Here is a 19,057-nt window from a genome sequence, read left to right as displayed (position 1 = left end):
GGGGAGTCGAGCGGTGGGTCTTCCTTCGGTCAGCCGTTGACGGCCGGGATCACCTTGGTGCCGTAGGCGTCGATGGTGGCTTCCTGCGCGTCGTGCATGTCGTAGACGGCGAACTGGTCGACGCCCAGCTCACGCAGTGCGTTCAGCTTCTCGATGTGCTTGCCGACCGGGCCGATGATGCAGAACCGGTCGACGATCTCGTCGGGCACGAAGGCGGTGTCGGGGTTGTCGGCGCGCCCGTGGTGCGAGTAGTCGTACCCCTCACGGGCCTTGATGTAGTCCGTGAGTTCCTCGGGTACGGCCGCGGAGTGCGCGCCGTACTTCGACACCAGGTCGGCGACGTGGTTGCCGACCATGCCGCCGAACCAGCGGCACTGCTCGCGCGCGTGGGCGAGCGCCTCGGGCGAGTCGTCCTCGGTGACGTAGGCGGGGGCGGCGACGCAGATCTTGACGTCACCGGGGTCCCGGCCGGCCGCGACCGCCGCGTCCTTGACCGCCTTCACCATGTACTCGGTGAGGTACAGGTCGGCGAGCTGGAGGATGAAACCGTCGGCCTCCTCGCCGGTCATCTTCAGCGCCTTGGGGCCGTACGCGGCCATCCAGACGGGGAGTTCGGCGTCCTCCCTGATCCAGGGGAACTTGATGACGGTACCCCCGAGGTCGGCCTCCTTGCCCGAGCCGAGCGCCCTGATGACCTTCATGGCCTCGCTGATCCGGGCCAGGGTGTTCGGGGTACGGCCCGCGACACGCATCGCGGAGTCGCCGCGGCCGATGCCGCAGACGGTGCGGTTGCCGAACATGTCGTTGAGGGTGGCGAAGGTGGAGGCGGTGACCTCCCAGGTGCGGGTCCCGGGGTTCGTCACCATCGGGCCCACGGTCAACTTCTGTGTGTTCGCGAGGATCTGACTGTAGATCACGAACGGCTCCTGCCACAGCACGGCGGAGTCGAACGTCCAGCCGTACGTGAAGCCGTTGCGCTCCGCCCGCTTCATCAGGCTGACGACCTTCGAGGCCGGCGGGTCGGTCTGCAGGACGAGTCCGAAGTCCATTGGCGCCACTCCTAGTTGAGGTACTGACAGGTGGAGCGCGGGGTGTAGACACCGTGCCCGGCGTGTCCGGTGTACTCCCGCTCGGTGATGACGAGTTCGCCGCGCGAGAGCACCGTCTCGACCTGGCCGGTGATGCGCTTGCCCTCGTAGGCCGAGTAGTCGACGTTCATGTGGTGCGTGTCGACCGACAGGACCTGCTCGGCGTTCGGGTCGTAGATGACGATGTCGGCGTCGGCGCCCGGGGCGATGGTGCCCTTCTTCGGGTACATGCCGAACATCCGGGCCGGGGTGGCGCAGGCGATCTCGATCCAGCGGCGGCGGCTGATGTGCCCGTCGACGACGGCCTGGTGGAGCAGGTCCATGCGGTTCTCGACGCCCGGAAGGCCGTTGGGGATCTTCGAGAAGTCCCCGCGCCCCAGCTCCTTCTGGCCCACGAAGCAGAAGGGGCAGTGGTCGGTGGAGACGACCTGCAGGTCGTTGGTCCGCAGACCCTGCCACAGCTTCGCCTGGTGCTCCTTGGGGCGAAGGGGCGTGCTGCACACGTACTTCGAGCCCTCGAAGTCGGGCTCGGCGAGGTTGTCGGTCGACAGGAAGAGGTACTGGGGGCAGGTCTCGCCGAAGACGTTCAGGCCCTCGTCGCGCGCCCGCGCCAGCTCGGCCACCGCCTCCATGGCCGAGACGTGCACGACGTACAGCGGAGCGCCCGCGACCTGGGCGAGCTTGATGGCGCGGTGGGTCGCCTCGGCCTCCAGCAGGGCCTTGCGTACCTCCCCGTGGTAGCGCGGGTCGGTCTCCCCGCGCGCCAGCGCCTGCTCCACCAGCACGTCGATCGCGATGCCGTTCTCCGCGTGCATCATGATCAGGCCGCCGTTCTCGGCGGAGCGCTGCATGGCGCGGAGGATCTGGCCGTCGTCGGAGTAGAAGACCCCCGGGTAGGCCATGAACTGCTTGAAGGAGGTCACACCCTCCTCCACCAGCAGATCCATCTCCTTGAGCGTCTCCTGGTTCACATCGGAGACGATCATGTGGAAGCCGTAGTCGATCGCGCAGTTGCCCTCGGCCTTCGCGTGCCAGGCGTCCAGGCCCTCGCGCAGGGAGTGGCCGACGCTCTGCACCGCGAAGTCGACGATCGTCGTCGTACCGCCCCAGGCGGCGGCCCGGGTGCCGGTCTCGAAGGTGTCGGAGGCGAAGGTGCCGCCGAACGGCAGCTCCATGTGGGTGTGAGCGTCGACGCCGCCCGGGATGACGTACTTGCCGGTGGCGTCGATGGTCCGCTCGGCCGTCCAGGCCTCGGCGGCGGAAGTGCCTGCGGCGGCGAGGGCGGTGATACGTCCGTCCTCGATCAGGACATCGGCGTGGAGTTCGTCGGACGCGGTGATGACGAGACCGCCGCGGATGATGGTCCGGCTGCTCATGGTCTGACTCCGCTGGGTTGTGGGTGGGTGCGGGTCGTCGGGGGCTGGTCGCGCCCACGCGGCGGAGCCGCATATGGGCGCTGCCCCGCGCCCCTCGAAGAAGGGGCGCGGGCAGTGCCGTCGGCTGTTACGGCGCCGTCAGCGGGGCGTACGCGTCCGGGCGGCGGTCGCGGAAGAACTGCCAACGGTCGCGGACCTCGCGGAGCTTCGCCAGATCCAGGTCGCGGACGACGAGTTCGGTCTCCTTGTCGCTCGCCACCTCGCCGACGAACTGGGCCTCCGGGTCCACGAAGTAGCTCGTGCCGTAGAAGTCGTTGTCGCCCAGCTCCTCGACACCCACCCGGTTGATCGCACCCACGAAGTACTCGTTGGCGACGGCCGCGGCCGGCTGCTCCAGCTGCCACAGGTAGGCGGACAGACCGCGCGAGGTGGCCGACGGATTGAAGACGATCTCCGCGCCCTCCAGGCCCAACGCCCGCCAGCCCTCGGGGAAGTGACGGTCGTAGCAGATGTAGACGCCGATCCTGCCGACAGCCGTGTCGAAGACCGGCCAGCCCGCGTTGCCGGGGCGGAAGTAGAACTTCTCCCAGAATCCCGGCACTTGGGGAATGTGGTGCTTGCGGTACTTGCCGAGGTACGAGCCGTCGGCGTCGATCACGGCGGCCGTGTTGTAGAGGACGCCGGGCTGCTCCTCCTCGTACATCGGCAGGATCAGAACGAGACCCAGTTCCTTGGCCAGCGCCTGGAAGCGCTTGACGATCGGGCCGTCCGGGATCTGCTCGGCGTACTCGTAGAACGCCTTGTCCTGGACCTGGCAGAAGTACGGCCCGTAGAACAGCTCCTGGAAGCACAGGACCTGAGCACCCTGCGCGGCCGCGTCGCGGGCCGCCTGCTCGTGTACCTGGATCATCGACTCCTTGTCGCCCGTCCACGCGGTCTGGAAGAGGGCGGCACGAATCACTCTGCTCATCGGGACCTCCGGTCGCTCGGTGTGCGAGAAGACTAGGAAGTCCGAAAACCGGCTTTGAGTTGCAGCGTGTCACGTCTGCGGGCATGCGGCGTGTCACGGTGTCACCCTCTCGTGGGCCCATGTTTCACCGCCGTTTTCCCAGGTCGTGGCATGTTTCAGCCCTGTTGCGCGTCGTGCGCGAGGAGCGCGATGTGCACGGAGGCGGCCTGCTCGAAGTCGTCGAGATCGACGCCCAGCCGGCCCTGTATCGCTTCCAGCCGGCGATACAGCGCGGGCCGGGAGACATGGTGGAGCTGGGCGGTGCGGGACTTGTTGCGGCCGGTGGCGAGGTAGGTGCGCAGGACCGGCAGCAGATCGTCGTCGGCCGAGTACAGCAGTCCGTCCAGCTCCCGCTCCGCGAACGACTGCACATGCGGATCGTCCCGCAGCAACCGGATCAGCCCCCGCAGATGTACGTCCCTGAGGCGTACGACCGCCGGGAGGTCGAGGACGGCCGACGAGTCGGCCACGGCGTCGGCCACGTGCTGCGCCTCGCGGAGCCCCGCCGGCACGTCGTCCCAGGCGATACGCGGGTCGGCGGCGGCCACGACGGCCTTCGTCGACCCCGATTCCGTACGGAGCCTGGCCGCGAAGTGCGCGGTCAGCGCCTCGGCGTCCTGGTCCCGGGCGAGGCTGAGCAGCACGGCGGTGGCCTCCTCGGCGAGCTCGGCGACGAGACCGGGCAGCCCCAGCATCCGTAGCACTCGGTCGAGTTGGGCGGGCTCCCCGTCCCGTACGACCAACGGCACGAACGTCCGCCGGTTGACCGGCAGCCCGGCGGCACGCGCGCGGGGCAGCAGCTGCCTGGCCGCCACGACCCCGCTCACCAGGTCGGTCAGCAGACTCTGCGCCGACTGCTCCTCCCAGGTGTGGGCCGAGGTGCCGCCGAGCATGCGGTGCAGGACGAGGGCCTCGGCGGCCCGGTCGGCGAGGAGCCGTCCGCCGGCCGTGTCCCCTCGATACCCGCACAGCATGATCTGGCCCCAGCGCTCCCCGCGTCCGCCCAGCTCGGCGCGGATCCAGCCGTCGCCCTCGCTGCCGCCGGCCTGCCGGGAGATCCGCTCCCAGTCGCGCAGCACGTCGTCCACCGCCGGCCGCTCCCCCGCCGTGGCGAGGACACGGTGGGCGAGGTTGGTGACGACGACCGGGCAGGCGCTGTGCTGGGCGACCTCGTCGAGGAGTCGTTGCAGCGGGGCGCCTGCCGTGATGAGTCCGGTGAGGGCGGTCCGTACCGACTCCGAGAGGCTGACGGCGGCGAACTTCCGCCGGATCAGCCGGGCTTGGACCTCTTCCGTCAACTCCGCGAAGGGGAAGGGCCGGTGGAGGACCACCATCGGCAGCCCGCAGCGTTCGGCGGCCCGGCGCATGACGTCCGGGGGCGACGGAAAGGCGCGCCCCAGTCCCAGCACCACCGCCGCGGCCTCGGCACGGTGCAGGGACTGGATGTACTCGGCCTGCTTCTCCTCGTCGCCGGCGAGCAGCACCCCGGTGGTGAGCACCATCTCACCGCCGCTGAGCATCACGCCCACGTCCGGCGCCTCGGCGACATGCACCCAGCGCACCGGCCGGTCGAGCTGGGAGGCCCCCGCCACCACCTCGGGCTCGCCGGCGAGGACCCGTTCCAGGGCCAGCACCTGGCGCACCGACAGAGCCGGCTCGAAGGTCCCGAAGGTGGTGGTCATGGCGGTCTTCCCTTGCTCAGTGCACTGCTACGAGAGGCTCCTCAGAGCGCGTTCGAGGATCGCGGCGCCCTCCTCGGCCTCGGCGACCGTCAGGGACAGCGGCGGGGCGATGCGCAGGGCGCTGGTGTTGTGGCCACCGCCCTTGCCGATGAGGAGCCCGTCGGCGCGGGTCGCCTCCAGCACCGCGCTCGCCGCGTCCGGGTCGGCCTGGTCGGTCCCCGGCTTGACGAGCTCGATGCCGAGCATCAGCCCCCGCCCACGCACCTCCCGTACGTGCGGCACCTGCGCCGCGACCGCCCGCAACCGCTCGATGAGCAGGCCGCCGACGCGCCGGGCGTTGCCCTGGAGGTCGTGCTCCAGCAGGTAGGTGAGGTTGGCGAGGCCCGCCGCCATGGTGATCTGGGTGCCGCCGAACGTCGAGATGCTGTTGGCGTCCAGGCAGTTCATGATCTCGGCGCGGGCGACGACACCGCCGATGGAGCTGCCGTTGCCGATGCCCTTGGCGAAGGTGAGGATGTCCGGCGGGCCGCTCTGCCCGTGTGCCTGCCAGCCCCAGAAGTTGTCGCCGGTGCGGCCCCAGCCGGTCTGCACCTCGTCGGCGATCCAGAGGATGCCGCGCTCGGCGAGCACCTCCCGGAAGGCGGCGTAGAGGCCGTCCGGCCCGGAGGTGAAGCCGCCGACGCCCTGGATCGGCTCGGCGATCAGGGCGGCGGGCGGGCGGGTGTGGCCGAGCAGGTCCTTCAGGTCCTCGACGCAGGCCGCGATGAAGTCGTCGTCGCTGAGCGAGGCGTAAGGGCCTCGGGTGCGGACGCCCCCATGGACGTAGAGCGTCTGGAGCGGTGACAGCGAGGTCGGGGACCAGCCGCGGTTGCCGGTGATGCCGACCGCGCTGAAGGAGCGGCCGTGGTAGCTGTTGCGCATCGCCAGGATCGTGTTGCTGCGGCGATAGGTCGTCGCGAGCAGCAGAGCCGTGTCGTTGGCCTCGGTGCCGGAGGTGGTGAAGAAGACGCGGGCGTCCGGGATGCCGCTCAACTGGGCGATCCGCTCGGCGAGTTCGACCATCGGGCGGTTGAGGTACAGGGTCGAGGAGTGGAGGATCCGCCCGGCCTGTTCGCTCACCGCCTTCGTCACCTCGGGCAGCGCGTGCGCGGTCATCGTCGTGAGGATGCCGCCGAAGAAGTCGAGGTACTTGTTGCCGTCGGCGTCCCAGACGTGCCGGCCCTCGCCGTGCGTGATCTCCAGCGGGTCCTCGTAGTAGAGGGCCAGCCAGTCCGGCATGACGGAATGGTGACGTGCGTACAGGTCGCTCACGGCTGCACCAGCCCCTCGTAGGCGTCGGGTCGTCGGTCTCGGTAGAACGCCCACTGCTGGCGCACTTCCTCGATCAGGTCGAAGTCGAGGTCGCGGACGACGAGTTCTTCCTTGGTGTCACTGGCGGTCTCGCCCACGAACTGTCCGCGCGGGTCGACGAAGTACGAGGTCCCGTAGAAGTCGTTGTCCCCGTACTCCTCCTGGCCGACACGGTTGATCGCGGCGATGAAGTACTCGTTGGCGACGGCCGCGGCCGGCTGCTCCAACCTCCAGAGGTAGGAGGAGAGTCCGCGGTGGGTGGCCGACGGGTTGTACACCAACTGGGCACCGTTGAGGCCGAGTTGCCGCCAGCCCTCCGGGAAGTGGCGGTCGTAGCAGATGTATACGCCGACCTTTCCGACCGCCGTGTCGAAGACGGGCCAGCCCACGTTGCCCGGCTTGAAGTAGTACTTCTCCCAGAAGCCCTTGACCTGCGGGATGTGGTGCTTGCGGTACTTTCCGAGGAAGGTGCCGTCGGCGTCGATCACGGCGGCGGTGTTGTAGTAGAAGCCGGACTGCTCGACCTCGAAGACCGGCACGACGATCACCATGCCCGTTTCGCGCGCGAGGTCCTGCATACGACTCACGGTCGGCCCCTCGGGCACCGGCTCGGCCCAGCGGTAGTGCTCCGGTTCCTGGACCTGACAGAAGTAGGGGGCGTTGAAGACCTCCTGGAATCCGATGATCTTCGCACCCTGGCGGGCCGCCTCGCGGGCGTGCTCCTCGTGTTTCGCCACCATGGACTCGGTGTCGCCGGTCCAGGTGGCCTGGACCAGAGCGGCACGTACGACGTTGGCCATGAGCTGCTCCTTCGGCGGGGACGTCAGAGCCTCTACGCCCGTAGATGAGGCCGTAGAGGGATGAACGTAAGCCTCCGGGAGAGCCTTGCCAAGACCATCGCCGTTAACCCGCGAAGTCGATCACGTTTCGCACTCCTGTGGGTGAGCGGAGGGCCGGCGCGGGGGGTGGCGAGGTGGGTCGGGGAGTGTGTGGTCAGGCGGCGAAACCGGCGACCCGGAGGGCGTGCACCAGGTCCCAGTGTCGCTCGTCCGACACACCTCGCGCGGCCTGGAGCAGCAGCGGTACGAGGGTGTCCGGGTCGGGCTCGACGCTGCGGGCCGCTTCCTCGGGGGTACGGACCCGGACGTACGCGTCGAGCAGCGCGCCCACCTCGCGCCCGCGCCGCTCGCCGACCAGGCCGAGCACGGCCTCCCCGATCTCCGCGGCGGGCCGGGCGACACCCTGCCGCAGGATCTGCTCACCGTCGGGTCCACGCCCGGCCGCGACCAGCGCGTCCGCCGCCGCGACCAGCTGCTCGGGGGGCAGCGAGGCGGCCTCCCAGAGCAGGGTCGCCCAGTCGGCCCCGAGCCCTGCCCGCTGCAGTTCACCCGCGAGCAGCGGGAACCGGGCGGCGGGCCAGTGCGCGGCCTCGACGAGCAGGGCGTGCGCCTCCCCGGTGCGCCCCTCCATCCGCAGCCGCACAAGCCTCTCCACCCCCTCGGCGACCTCCCGCGCACCCGCCGAGTCCAACGGCTCGGCCTGCGGCTCCGCCGACCGCACGGGGGCCTCGGCACCCCCGGCGAAACGGGCTCCGCGCGGTGTGCGACCGGCGGGGGCGGCCGGAGCGGGGAGGGCCGGTTCGGAGGCGGGCGGTACGACGACGGGGGCGGCGTCATCCTCGACCATCCCGGCGAAACGGGCACTGCCTCGGCGGCGCTTGCGCTGTTTGGGGGTGGGGGCTTCGGGGGTCGTTTCCGTCGGACCAGAGGAGGCCGTGGTGGGGACCGGTGCCTGCGGGACGGGCGATTCGGGGGCGGCCTGTGCGGGGGCGGACTGCGCCGGCTCGAAGAATTCGGAGGTGGAGGAGGTGGAGGAAGTGGAGGAGGTGACGGGCGACGGCCGCGGCGCGGGTCGCTGGGGCGCGCCCGGGGCTGCCGCCTCGGCCCGACCTTGCTGTGCGGTCCAGGACTCGGCGTCGTACGCACTGCGCCACAGCCCGCCGACGCCGCGCTCGCGCAGGTCACGCCGCATGCCGGCCTCAGGATCGCGATCATGGGCATCGTGAGACCGCCCGGCCTCGCCCTCGTCCGCGTACGGCGCCCGCTGCCCGCCGGCGCCCGTACCCGCCGGGTCGTACGAGCCGTGCTGCTGGAGGAAGCCGGCATCCCGCCCTCCCGGCCGGCCCTGCCAGTCGTCGCCCGAGGGAACGGCGCGATCCGTGAAGTCGCCCTCGACGTGGTAGGCCGCGCTCTCCGACAACCGCCCCCGACGGATCGCCTCCACTCGTCCGCCTGGCACCCGCCGGTCCACATGGGCCATCCGGGAACGGAGCTCGGCGCATCGGGCGGTCGCACGTTCGTGGTCGTCGCGGGCCCAGGCGAGGTCGAGGCGGATGGTGTCGGCCTCCTGCCGGGTGGTGGCGGAGGCGAGCAAGCGGCCCAGCTCCGCCTGGCGTTCGGCGGCGTAGCGCTGTTCGCGGAGCATGACGTCGAACCGGTCGCCGAGGGCCTCCCGGCCACCGGGGCGGGTGTCGTACGCGAAGAGCGCGGCCGCGTGCAGCGCGCGGGCGCGTTCCGCCTCCCGGTTCACCGCACCGGGGCCGAACTCCACGGCGAGATCCTGCAGCAGCGCCTCCACCACGTCCCAGGGCGGCACTTCACGCCCTTCGAGACAGGCCCGCATACCGTCGGGGTCGCGCTGCCAGAACACCGCGCACCAGCCGCCGTCCTGATTCAGGCGCGCCAGCAGGCCGTTCAGATAGTTCGCGAACTCCCGCACGTGCCCCGGAAGTTGATCCACAGCCATCGCTCAACTCCCAGCTGACCGGAGCACTCCGCTCCCGTAGGCAACACCAGTCGTGTTACGGGGGCGCTACGGGGAGTTTGCGACGGGAGTGCGGACACGTCATTACGGGATCTTGACCGATGTGCGTCACACCACCACGAGCGCGCACCGCTCGACGAGCACGTCCATCGACAGACCGAGCGTCCGGGCGAGCGCGGCGACGGTGAAGAAGGCCGGCGTCGGCGCCCGCCCCGTCTCGATCTTGCGCAGCGTCTCCGCGGAGATCCCCGCCGCGGCCGCGACGTCCGTCATGCTCCGCCCGCCACGGGCCTCGCGCAGCATCCGGCCGAGCCGCTCGCCGCGTTCGCGTTCTTCGGGGGTGAGAGGGGTGCGCACCATGCCGTCATTCTAACCCGGTCAAACAACCCGGTATATTAATTGGCATGGTGGAACTGAAGACAGACACGTCGATCGACGCGATGTACGAGGCGGGCCAGGTCGTCGGGCGGGCCCTGACGGCCGCACGGGAAGCCGCCGACGTGGGCGTTTCCCTGCTGGAGCTGGATGAGGCGGCGCGCGCGGTGCTGCGGGAGGCCGGTGCCTCCTCCCCCTTCCTCGGCTACCGCCCCTCCTTCGCCCCCGTCCCCTTCCCGGCCGTCATCTGCGCCTCGGTGAACGACGCGATCGTGCACGGCATCCCGACCGCCTACCGGCTGCGCGACGGCGACCTCGTCTCCGTCGACTGCGGCGCCGAACTGGGCGGCTGGGTGGGCGACTCGGCGATCAGCTTCACGGTGGGCGAGCCGCGCCCGGCCGACGTACGGCTGATCGAGACCGCGGAGCGCGCCCTCGCGGCCGGCATCGCGGCGGCGGTCGTCGGCAACCGCATCGGCGACATCGCGCACGCGATCGGCACGGTGTGCCGCGAGGGCGGCTACGGCATCCCGCAGGGCTTCGGCGGCCACGGCATCGGCCGCCGTATGCACGAGGACCCGGGGGTCCCCAACGAGGGCCGCCCCGGCCGCGGCTTCCCACTGCGCCATGGGATGGCCATCGCGATCGAGCCCATGCTGATCGGGAGCGGCCGGGACGGTTACCACGAGGCCCCGGACGGCTGGACCCTGCGCACGGACGACGGCTCCCGGGCGGCCCACGTGGAGCACACGGTGGCGATCACGGACGCCGGGCCGCGGATCCTCACGGAGCGCCATGCGAAGAACTGACACGGCCGAGGGGGAGCATGTGGTCGCCTCGGGCCCGGTACGGCTGCCCAACACCGCGGTCGGCCTGGTCCTCTTCGCGAGCGCCGCCCTGTCGCCGCGCTGCCGCTGCGCCGGGAGCCGGCCCTGCTGCCCTTCGCCGCCGCCCCGGTCCTCTGGCCGGCCAACCGGCGGTTGTCCCGCCCGCTCAGGGCGCTGTGGCCCACAACCGACAGGAGACCGAACCCGTACAGGTGCACCGGCGCGACACCGCCCGGATGCGCCCCGGGCCGCCGCGACGCCTTCGCGCGGGCGCTCTACCGCCGGTTGGCCGCCCCGGTCCTCTGGCCGGCCAACCGACGGTTGTCCCGCCCGCTCAGGGCGCTGTGGCCCACAACCGGCAGGAGACCGAACCCGCACGGGTGCACCGGCGCGGCACCGCCCGGATGCGACCCGGGCCGCCGCGACGCCTTCGCGCGGGCGCTCGTACGGAACACCCCGGTCCTGGGCGCGGGCTTCCACCCGTCGGGGTGATGAATCCCCTGTGCCACCTCATCCTTGAGGTGCCCGCTCCCGGCGGCCGTGCGAAGGTGGTGTAACCGGGCCCTGCAGGGGCACCCGCGTGGACCGGCACGTCGATCAGCGAGCGCGTCCCGCCAGGCGACGGGACGCCGGAACGGAACGAACGCTCATGACCAGCGGATTCCCCGGTCCAGGCGACTTCGGATCGGATCCCTTCCAGGAATTCTTCGCCCGCTTCTTCGGCGGACCGCGCCAGGGCCCCCGGCAGATCGACATAGGCCGTCTGCTCAGTCAGCCGGCCCGGGAGCTGGTTCGCGGTGCCGCCCAGTACGCGGCCGAGCACGGCAGTCGCGACCTGGACACCCAGCATCTGCTGCGGGCCGCGCTGGCCGCCGAACCGACCCGGAGCCTGCTCAGCCGGGCGGGCGCGGACCCCGACTCCCTGGCGTCGGAGATCGACGAGCGCTCCGGCCCGGTCCAGCACCCACCCGAGGAGGCTCCGCCGCCCACCTCGCTCTCGCTCACCCCGGCCGTCAAACGGGCCCTTCTCGACGCCCATGAACTGGCCCGGGCGAGCGGCACCGGCTACATCGGCCCCGAGCACGTCCTCAGCGCCCTGGCCGCGAACCCGGACTCGGCGGCCGGCCACATCCTCAACTCGGCCCGCTTCGCGCCCACCGGGCTCCCCCCGGAGACCCCGGACACGACGCAACCCCGCACCGAACGCCCCCGCTCCACCGGCACCCCCACCCTCGACAAGTACGGCCGCGACCTCACCGACCTGGCCCGCCAGGGCCGTATCGACCCGGTGATCGGCCGGGACGACGAGATCGAGCAGACCATCGAGGTCCTCTCCCGGCGCGGCAAGAACAACCCGGTGCTCATCGGCGACGCGGGCGTCGGCAAGACGGCCATCGTCGAGGGGCTGGCCCAGCGGATCGCCGACGGGGACGTGCCCGACGTCCTCATCGGGCGGCGCGTGGTCGCCCTGGACCTCACCGGCGTGGTCGCGGGCACCCGCTACCGGGGCGACTTCGAGGAACGCCTCAACACCATCGTCACCGAAATCCGCACGCACTCCGAGCAGTTGATCGTCTTCATCGACGAACTGCACACGGTCGTCGGCGCCGGCTCGGGCGGCGAGGGCGGCGCGATGGACGCGGGCAACATCCTCAAACCGGCGCTGGCCCGGGGCGAGTTGCACATCGTGGGCGCCACGACGCTCGAAGAGTTCCGCCGCATCGAGAAGGACGCGGCCCTGGCCCGCCGCTTCCAGCCCATCATGGTTCCCGAGCCCACGGTCCCCGACACGATCGAGATCCTGCGCGGCCTGCGCGACCGCTACGAGGCCCACCACCAGGTCCGCTACACGGACGAGGCCCTGGTGGCCGCCGTGGAACTCTCCGACCGCTACCTCACCGACCGCCGTCTGCCCGACAAGGCCATCGACCTGATCGACCAGGCGGGCGCCCGGGTCCGCCTCCACTTCCGCACCAAGGGCACGGACGTACGGACCCTGGAGCGCGAGATCGAACAGCTGACCCGCGACAAGGACCAGGCGGTCGCCGACGAGCAGTACGAACAGGCCACCCGACTGCGCGACCGCATCACCGAGTTGAAGCAGCGCATCTCGGACACGACCGGCGACGAAGAGGCCGACGAGGGCCAACTGGAGGTGACGGCCGAGGCGATCGCCGAGGTGGTCTCCCGCCAGACGGGCATCCCGGTCGCCAGCCTCACCCAGGAGGAGAAGGAGAAACTGCTGGGCCTTGAGGAGCACCTCCACCAACGGGTCGTGGGCCAGAACGAGGCGGTCGCCGTCGTCTCCGAGGCGGTCATGCGCTCCCGCGCGGGCCTGGCCAGCCCCGACCGCCCGATCGGCAGCTTCCTCTTCCTGGGCCCCACAGGCGTGGGCAAGACGGAACTGGCCCGCGCCCTCGCCGAGGCCCTCTTCGGCAGCGAGGAGCGCATGGTCCGCCTGGACATGAGCGAGTACCAGGAGCGCCACACGGTCAGCCGCCTGGTGGGCGCCCCGCCCGGCTACGTGGGCCACGAGGAGGCGGGCCAGCTCACCGAGGTCGTCCGCCGGCACCCGTACTCGCTGCTTCTGCTCGACGAGGTCGAGAAGGCCCACCCGGACGTCTTCAACATCCTGCTCCAGGTCCTGGACGACGGCCGCCTGACCGACTCCCAGGGCCGCACGGTCGACTTCACCAACACGGTCATCGTGATGACGAGCAACCTCGGCTCCGAGGCCATCACCCGGCGCGGCGCGGGCATCGGCTTCGGCGCGGGCGGCGCGGAGGCCGACGAGGAGGCCCGCAGGGAGCAGATCCTCCGCCCCCTGCGCGAACACTTCCGCCCCGAGTTCCTCAACCGCATCGACGAGGTCGTCGTCTTCCGCCAACTGACGGGCGATCAACTCCGCGAGATCACCACCCTGTTGCTGGAAGGAACCCGCCGTCTGCTCCACACCCAGGGCATCACGGTCACCTTCACGGACACGGCGGTCGACTGGCTGGCCGAACACGGCTACCAGCCGGAGTACGGCGCCCGACCGCTGCGCCGCACGATCCAACGGGAAGTCGACAACCAACTCTCACGCCTGCTCCTCGACGGCACGATCGCCGGGGGCAACCGGGTAACGGTGGACGTGGAGGCAGGCCGCCTGACCTTCAGGACTGATGAGGAAGCGGAGGCCGGCGCGCCCCATTAGGGGCGCGGGGAACTGCGCGACCAGCCCCCACGCACCCGCACCACGCCTACGGCGCCGGATCCACCACCTGCGCCGAGCCCCCACCCCGCCGCACCGTCTCCGCAGCCGCGAGCCACTTCCCACCCGGCAGCCGCTGCACACCGGTCGCCGCCCCGATCTCGGGGTTCAAGCTGAACGACTGCCCAATGGCCTCCAGCTGAGCCCGCAACCCCGCCGCACTGGTGTCGTTGTACAGCGCCGGCTCCATCTCGGTCCTGGCCGCGTTCCGCTGGCTCACCCGCGGCGCGGCGATCGCGTCGACCAGCGGAAGATGCCGATCCAGGAACTCGGTCAGAACCTGCAGCACGGTCGTGATGATCGTCGCCCCACCCGGCGACCCCAGAGCCACCACAGGCCGATTGTTCCTGTCCAACACGATCGTCGGCGAAATGGAGGACCGCGGCCGCTTCCCCGGCCCCGGCAGGTTCGGGTCGTGCACAGCGGGGTTGGCCGGCGTGAACGAGAAGTCCGTCAGCTCATTGTTCAGCAGGAACCCACGCCCGGGCACGGTGATCGCACTACCACCGGTCTGCTCGATGGTCAGCGTGTACGAGACGACGTTCCCCCACTTGTCGGCGACCGTCAGATGCGTGGTGTTCTCACCCTCGTACGTCGTCGGAGCCGCCGTACCCCCGGCCCCACAGGCCGCCGGATGCCGAGGGTCGCCCGGCGCCACCGGACTCGTGAGCGTCGCGTCGTCCTTGATCAGGCAAGCGCGCGAGTCGGCGTACTTCTGCGACAGCAGCTCCTTCGTCGGCACGTCCTCGAACGCCGGGTCCCCGACCCACCGCCCCCGGTCCGCGAAGGCGATCCGGCCGGCCTCGATGAAGTGATGCAGATACTGGACCTCGCTCGCCTTCGAAAGGTCCGTGTCCTCAAGGATGTTGAGCGCCTCACCCACGGTCGTACCACCGGAGGACGACGGCGCGATGGAGTAGACCCCCAGCCCGCGGTACGAAGTCCTGGTCGGCGCCTGCACCTTGGCCCGGTAGGCGGCGAGATCCTTCTCCGACAGCTGTCCCGCCCGGGCGTTCCACCCCGAACTCGGGTCCACGGGCGGATGGTTCACCGTGTTCACGATGGCCTTCCCGAGGTCACCGTGATAGATCGCCCCGATCCCCTTCTTGCCCAACTCCTCGTACGTCTTGGCAAGTTCGGGATTCCTGAACGTCGACCCCACCACCGGCAGCTGCCCACCCGGCAGGAACAGTCGCGCCGTGTCCGGGAAGTACCGGAACCGCGTCTCGTTCGCGGAGGTCTGCGACCGGAACGTGTCGTCGACCACGAACCCGTTCCGAGCGATCCGCTCGGCCGGCTTCAGCACCGTCCCGAGTCTTCTGCTCCCCCACTGGTCCAGCGCCGTCTGCCAGGTGGCGGGCGTCCCCGGCGTGCCGACGCTCAGCCCGCTGCTGACGGCGTCGGCGAAGGCCAGCGGCTTGCCGTTCTCGACGAAGAGGTTGGAGTCGGCGGTGAGCGGCGCCGTCTCGCGGCCGTCGATGGTGTGCACCGTACGGGACTTGGCGTCGTAGTAGACGAAGAAGCCGCCGCCTCCGACACCGGAGGAGTAGGGCTCGGTAACGCCGAGCGCGGCCGCCGTGGCGACGGCGGCGTCGACCGCGTTGCCGCCCTTCCTCAGCACCTCGATGCCGGCGGCCGAGGCATCCGCGTCGACGCTCGCGACAGCGCCCCCGTAGCCGACGGCGACCGGAACTTTCGCGGGGGTGGCGGTGGCGGCCGGCGGTGCTGCCGCCCCCACCGACACCATGGCGGCCGAGACCGCCAGGACCGACAGTTTCCGCGCGACAGGGCGACGCATCCGTACCTCCAGTCAGGACCGTCCGCGCAGCGTAGCCAGAACGCACAGGCGCCCAACAGCCCCATTCCGGCTGCTGTCATACGAATGCCACAGATCGAACACCGGTACGTACCAGCCACCTTGGCCCGCTAGCATGCGCGCCCATGAATGACGACGTGCGCAACATCGTCCTGGGCGTGGTCGCGGCCGGCATCAGCGCGGCCCTCGGCTGGCTGGCCCGTACGTATCTGTGGCGGCGGAAGCTCCGCCGCAAGCAGGCCTTCCTCGGGCTGCCGGAGAACTCGGAGTCGCTGCTCGTCGTCAACCGCGACTCGGCCACCGCCGAGCCCGCGGTGCACCGCTTCGACGTGTTCGCGCTGCTCGAACTCTCCGCGCTCATCAAGGACTGCGGCGCCCAGTTCCATGTGGCCACCCAGGACGCGGTGCACCAGGGCTTCGGCGAGCGCACCGAGTTCTGCGTCGGCGGCCCCGGGTCGAACCGGCGCATGGTGGCGCACATGTCGGCGATGCTGCCGGGTGTCCGGGTGAACGTCGATCCCGAACCCGGCCCGGACCGGGGCGCGTTCCAGATCGGCACCGAGCGCTACCGCATGGACCCGGGCATCACCGAGTACGTCCTGCTGGCCCGGCTCACCGCCGGCGAGCAGCAGACCCGCCCCGTCTTCCTCTTCTGCGGCCAGCGCGCCATCACCAACCAGGCCGCCACCCGCTACCTCGCCCGCAACCACGAACGGCTGTCCCGCAAGTACGGCGCCAACTCCTTCGTACTGCTGCTGAAGGTGGTCAACTCGCAGGCGTACGGCCCGGATGTCGTGGAGCTGGTCGGGGATGTGACCCGCGAGGCAAGGGCGCCGCTGCCCGCGGCGGCGGCAACCCCGGCTCCTCGCAACTCCCACCGCTCCTCCTGAATTGATTCACATAGCAACAATCGTTACCCGCACGTAACTTACCGACGGGTTACTTACGGTAAGGCGGCGCGGTTACCGTCTGGTCACTTTGCACTGACACGAGTGAGGAGTGACCGTGGGAAACCATCGCAGGGCCCTGCGTACGACCGCCGTGGGCGCCGTCTCCGCGACACTGATCGCCGGTGGCGTCCTCGGGACCGCCCCCGCCCAGGCGGCCACCGCCGTCCGCTTCGTCGACATCACCGGCGACGGCGGCACCGTCCTCAAGGCGAACGTCATCACGCCCGTGGGCGCCGACGGCGCGCACCGCTACCCGCTGCTCGTGTTCCCCACGAGCTGGGGCCTGCCCCAGGTCGAGTACCTCGCCCAGGCCCAGAGGCTCGCGAACTCCGGTTACATCGTGGTCAGTTACAACGTGCGCGGCTTCTGGCAGTCCGGCGGACAGATAGAAGTGGCAGGGCCACCCGACATGGCCGACGCGTCCAAGGTCATCGACTGGGCGCTCGCCAACACCCCGGCGGACTCCCGGCACATCGGCATGGGAGGCGTCTCCTACGGCGCCGGCATCAGCCTGCTCGCCGCCGCGCACGACAAGCGCATCAAGGCGGTCGCGGCGATGAGCGGCTGGGCCGACCTGATCGACTCGATCTACTCCGGGCGCACCCAACACGTCCAGGCGGCCGCCCTGCTGGACGGCGCGAGCCTGGTCACCGGCCGTCAGAGCCCCGAACTCCGGGAGATCTTCGACAACTTCTACGCCTCCAACCTCTCCAGGGAACAGGAGATGATCGCTTGGGGGAAGAAACGTTCGGCCACCACATACGTGGACCAACTGAACAAGAACGGCACCGCGGTCATGATGGCCAACGCCTGGGGCGACACGATCTTCTCACCCAACCAGTACGCCGACTTCTACGAGAAGCTGACCGGCCCGAAGAGACTGGAGTTCCGTCCCGGCGACCATGCGACCGCCGAGCTGACCGGCCTGTTCGGCCTCCCCAACGATGTCTGGACGGACACCGAGCGCTGGTTCGACCACTACCTCAAGGGCACGGACAACGGCATCAACCGCGAGGAACCGGTTCAGCTCAAGTCCCGTTCCACGGGCGGCTACGAGGGCTACCCGGACTGGAAGTCGGTCGGCGAGACGCGCAGGAAGATCGCCCTCGCGGGCACGACCACCATCCACACCAACGTCGACTCGGGCGCGGACGGCGGGGTCGTCTTCCTCTCCAGCATCCTCGACCAGGTGGCCAGGATCCCGCCGGTGGCCTCGATCCCCCTGCTCCCCCGCCGTTGGGCCGCCGTATGGCAGTCGGAGAAGTACGCCACGGCCCGACAGGTACGCGGTACCGCCATGTTGCACACCACCCTCACCCCGACCAAGGAGAGCGGCACCCTCGTCGCCTACCTCTATGACGTGGGGCCGCTCGGCCTCGGCAAGCTGGTCAGCAACGCGCCGTACACCTTCCACGGACGTACGCCCGGAAAGCCGTTCGGCGTCGACCTGGAGCTGTTCTCCACGGCCTACGACGTCCCGGCAGGGCACCGGCTGGCCCTGGTCGTCGACACGGTCGACCCGCTCTACATCGAGCACAACCCGTCCGGCGCGCAGCTGACCTTCTCCTCGCCGTCGAACGACCCGTCGTACGTGTCGATTCCGCTGCGCGAGCAGTGATCTCCGGCTGCGGCCGGGCGGACATGGCTCTACGGCTCAGTGCTTGAGGATCTTGGACAGGAAGTCCTTGGCGCGCTCGCTGCGCGGGTTCATGAAGAACTCGTCGGGGGTCCGGTCCTCGACGATCCGGCCGTCGGCCATGAAGACGACCCGGTTGGCGGCGGAGCGGGCGAAGCCCATCTCGTGGGTGACGACGACCATCGTCATCCCCTCCCTGGCCAGTTGCCGCATGACCTCGAGGACCTCGTTGATCATCTCCGGGTCGAGCGCGGAGGTCGGCTCGTCGAACAGGAGCACCTTGGGCTCCATGGCCAGGGCGCGGGCGATGGCCACGCGCTGCTGCTGGCCGCCGGAGAGCTGGGCCGGGAACTTGGGCGCCTGGTCGGCGAGTCCGACGCGGTCGAGGAGCCGGCGCGAGCGCTGGTCGGCCTCCTCCCTCTTGCGGCCGCGGACCTTGACCTGCCCCAGCGAGACGTTCTGCAGCACGGTCTTGTGGGCGAACAGGTTGAACGACTGGAAGACCATGCCGACGTCGGCACGCAGCCGCGCGAGCGCCTTGCCCTCCTCGGGCAGCGGCTTCCCGTCGAGCAGGATGGCGCCGGACTGGATGGTCTCCAGTCGGTTGATCGTCCGGCACAGCGTCGACTTCCCCGACCCGGACGGGCCGATGACCACGACCACCTCCCCCTTGCCGACGGTGAGCTCGATGTCCTGCAGGACATGCAGCTCCCCGTAGTACTTGTTCACTTCACGCAGCTCGATCAACGGATCGACGGCCATACGCAGCCCTACTCACTCTCAGCTGTGTCGTGGTTGCCGCAAACTATCCAGACAAGAGTGGAGTTAATACACGACACGCACTTTTCGGGCATTAGCCGTATTTACGTCGA

General features: G+C 70.2%; 14 protein-coding genes. 4 read left to right on the top strand and 10 right to left on the bottom strand.

What is annotated here, in order from left to right; translation table 11 throughout:
• Positions 1–29: 29 nt before the first annotated feature.
• From ACWC09_RS15010 to ACWC09_RS14975, 8 genes are all read right to left on the bottom strand, one after another.
• The gene (locus tag ACWC09_RS15010; protein ID WP_450850952.1) at positions 30–1,049 is read right to left on the bottom strand and encodes a TIGR03842 family LLM class F420-dependent oxidoreductase; all 1,020 of its coding nucleotides are present in this window, start codon (positions 1,047–1,049) and stop codon (positions 30–32) included.
• A gap of 11 nt (positions 1,050–1,060) precedes the next feature.
• Positions 1,061–2,464 carry a dihydropyrimidinase gene (gene hydA / locus ACWC09_RS15005; RefSeq protein ID WP_450850951.1) on the bottom strand — a complete coding sequence of 468 codons (1,404 nt, stop codon included), beginning with the start codon at positions 2,462–2,464 and terminating at the stop codon, positions 1,061–1,063.
• Between the two features lie 127 nt (positions 2,465–2,591).
• Positions 2,592–3,434: a nitrilase-related carbon-nitrogen hydrolase gene (locus ACWC09_RS15000; protein ID WP_450850950.1), complete on the bottom strand. Its 843-nt coding sequence runs from the start codon at positions 3,432–3,434 to the stop codon at positions 2,592–2,594.
• 155 nt (positions 3,435–3,589) lie between these two features.
• Positions 3,590–5,155: a PucR family transcriptional regulator gene (locus ACWC09_RS14995; protein ID WP_450850949.1), complete on the bottom strand. Its 1,566-nt coding sequence runs from the start codon at positions 5,153–5,155 to the stop codon at positions 3,590–3,592.
• A gap of 27 nt (positions 5,156–5,182) precedes the next feature.
• A complete protein-coding gene (locus ACWC09_RS14990) occupies positions 5,183–6,433 on the bottom strand; it encodes an aspartate aminotransferase family protein (RefSeq protein WP_450850948.1) in 1,251 nt (416 codons plus the stop codon).
• Positions 6,434–6,462: 29 nt separating this feature from the next.
• Entirely contained in the window at positions 6,463–7,305 is an 843-nt protein-coding gene (locus tag ACWC09_RS14985) for a nitrilase-related carbon-nitrogen hydrolase (protein ID WP_450850947.1), read from the bottom strand.
• 193 nt (positions 7,306–7,498) lie between these two features.
• Positions 7,499–9,310, bottom strand: coding sequence for a hypothetical protein (locus ACWC09_RS14980; RefSeq protein WP_450850946.1), 1,812 nt, complete (start codon positions 9,308–9,310; stop codon positions 7,499–7,501).
• A gap of 126 nt (positions 9,311–9,436) precedes the next feature.
• Positions 9,437–9,688: a helix-turn-helix domain-containing protein gene (locus tag ACWC09_RS14975; RefSeq protein WP_450850945.1), complete on the bottom strand. Its 252-nt coding sequence runs from the start codon at positions 9,686–9,688 to the stop codon at positions 9,437–9,439.
• A gap of 44 nt (positions 9,689–9,732) precedes the next feature.
• Here ACWC09_RS14975 and map point away from each other — a divergent pair, with 44 nt between their 5' ends.
• Entirely contained in the window at positions 9,733–10,512 is a 780-nt protein-coding gene (gene map / locus ACWC09_RS14970) for a type I methionyl aminopeptidase (RefSeq protein WP_450850944.1), read from the top strand.
• Positions 10,513–11,179: 667 nt separating this feature from the next.
• Complete coding sequence (locus tag ACWC09_RS14965; RefSeq protein WP_450850943.1) at positions 11,180–13,726, top strand: ATP-dependent Clp protease ATP-binding subunit; 2,547 nt, start codon at positions 11,180–11,182, stop codon at positions 13,724–13,726.
• Between the two features lie 46 nt (positions 13,727–13,772).
• On the opposite strand, the gene ggt is transcribed toward ACWC09_RS14965, so the two are convergent.
• Positions 13,773–15,581 (bottom strand): gamma-glutamyltransferase, encoded by a 1,809-nt coding sequence (gene ggt / locus ACWC09_RS14960; RefSeq protein WP_450850942.1) that lies wholly within the window; start codon positions 15,579–15,581, stop codon positions 13,773–13,775.
• Between the two features lie 143 nt (positions 15,582–15,724).
• Between ggt and ACWC09_RS14955 the strand changes: the two genes are divergently transcribed.
• Positions 15,725–16,489 (top strand): hypothetical protein, encoded by a 765-nt coding sequence (locus ACWC09_RS14955; RefSeq protein WP_450850941.1) that lies wholly within the window; start codon positions 15,725–15,727, stop codon positions 16,487–16,489.
• A gap of 115 nt (positions 16,490–16,604) precedes the next feature.
• A complete protein-coding gene (locus tag ACWC09_RS14950) occupies positions 16,605–18,167 on the top strand; it encodes a CocE/NonD family hydrolase (RefSeq protein WP_450850940.1) in 1,563 nt (520 codons plus the stop codon).
• A 36-nt stretch (positions 18,168–18,203) separates the two neighbouring features.
• Here ACWC09_RS14950 and ACWC09_RS14945 read toward each other — a convergent pair whose 3' ends face one another.
• Positions 18,204–18,947, bottom strand: coding sequence for an amino acid ABC transporter ATP-binding protein (locus ACWC09_RS14945; protein WP_450850939.1), 744 nt, complete (start codon positions 18,945–18,947; stop codon positions 18,204–18,206).
• Positions 18,948–19,057: the final 110 nt, after the last annotated feature.

The organism is Streptomyces sp. NPDC001617 (genome assembly GCF_053596855.1).
The sequence above is the reverse complement of the archived record's forward strand: the minus strand, read 5'-3'. Positions and strand labels throughout refer to the sequence as shown.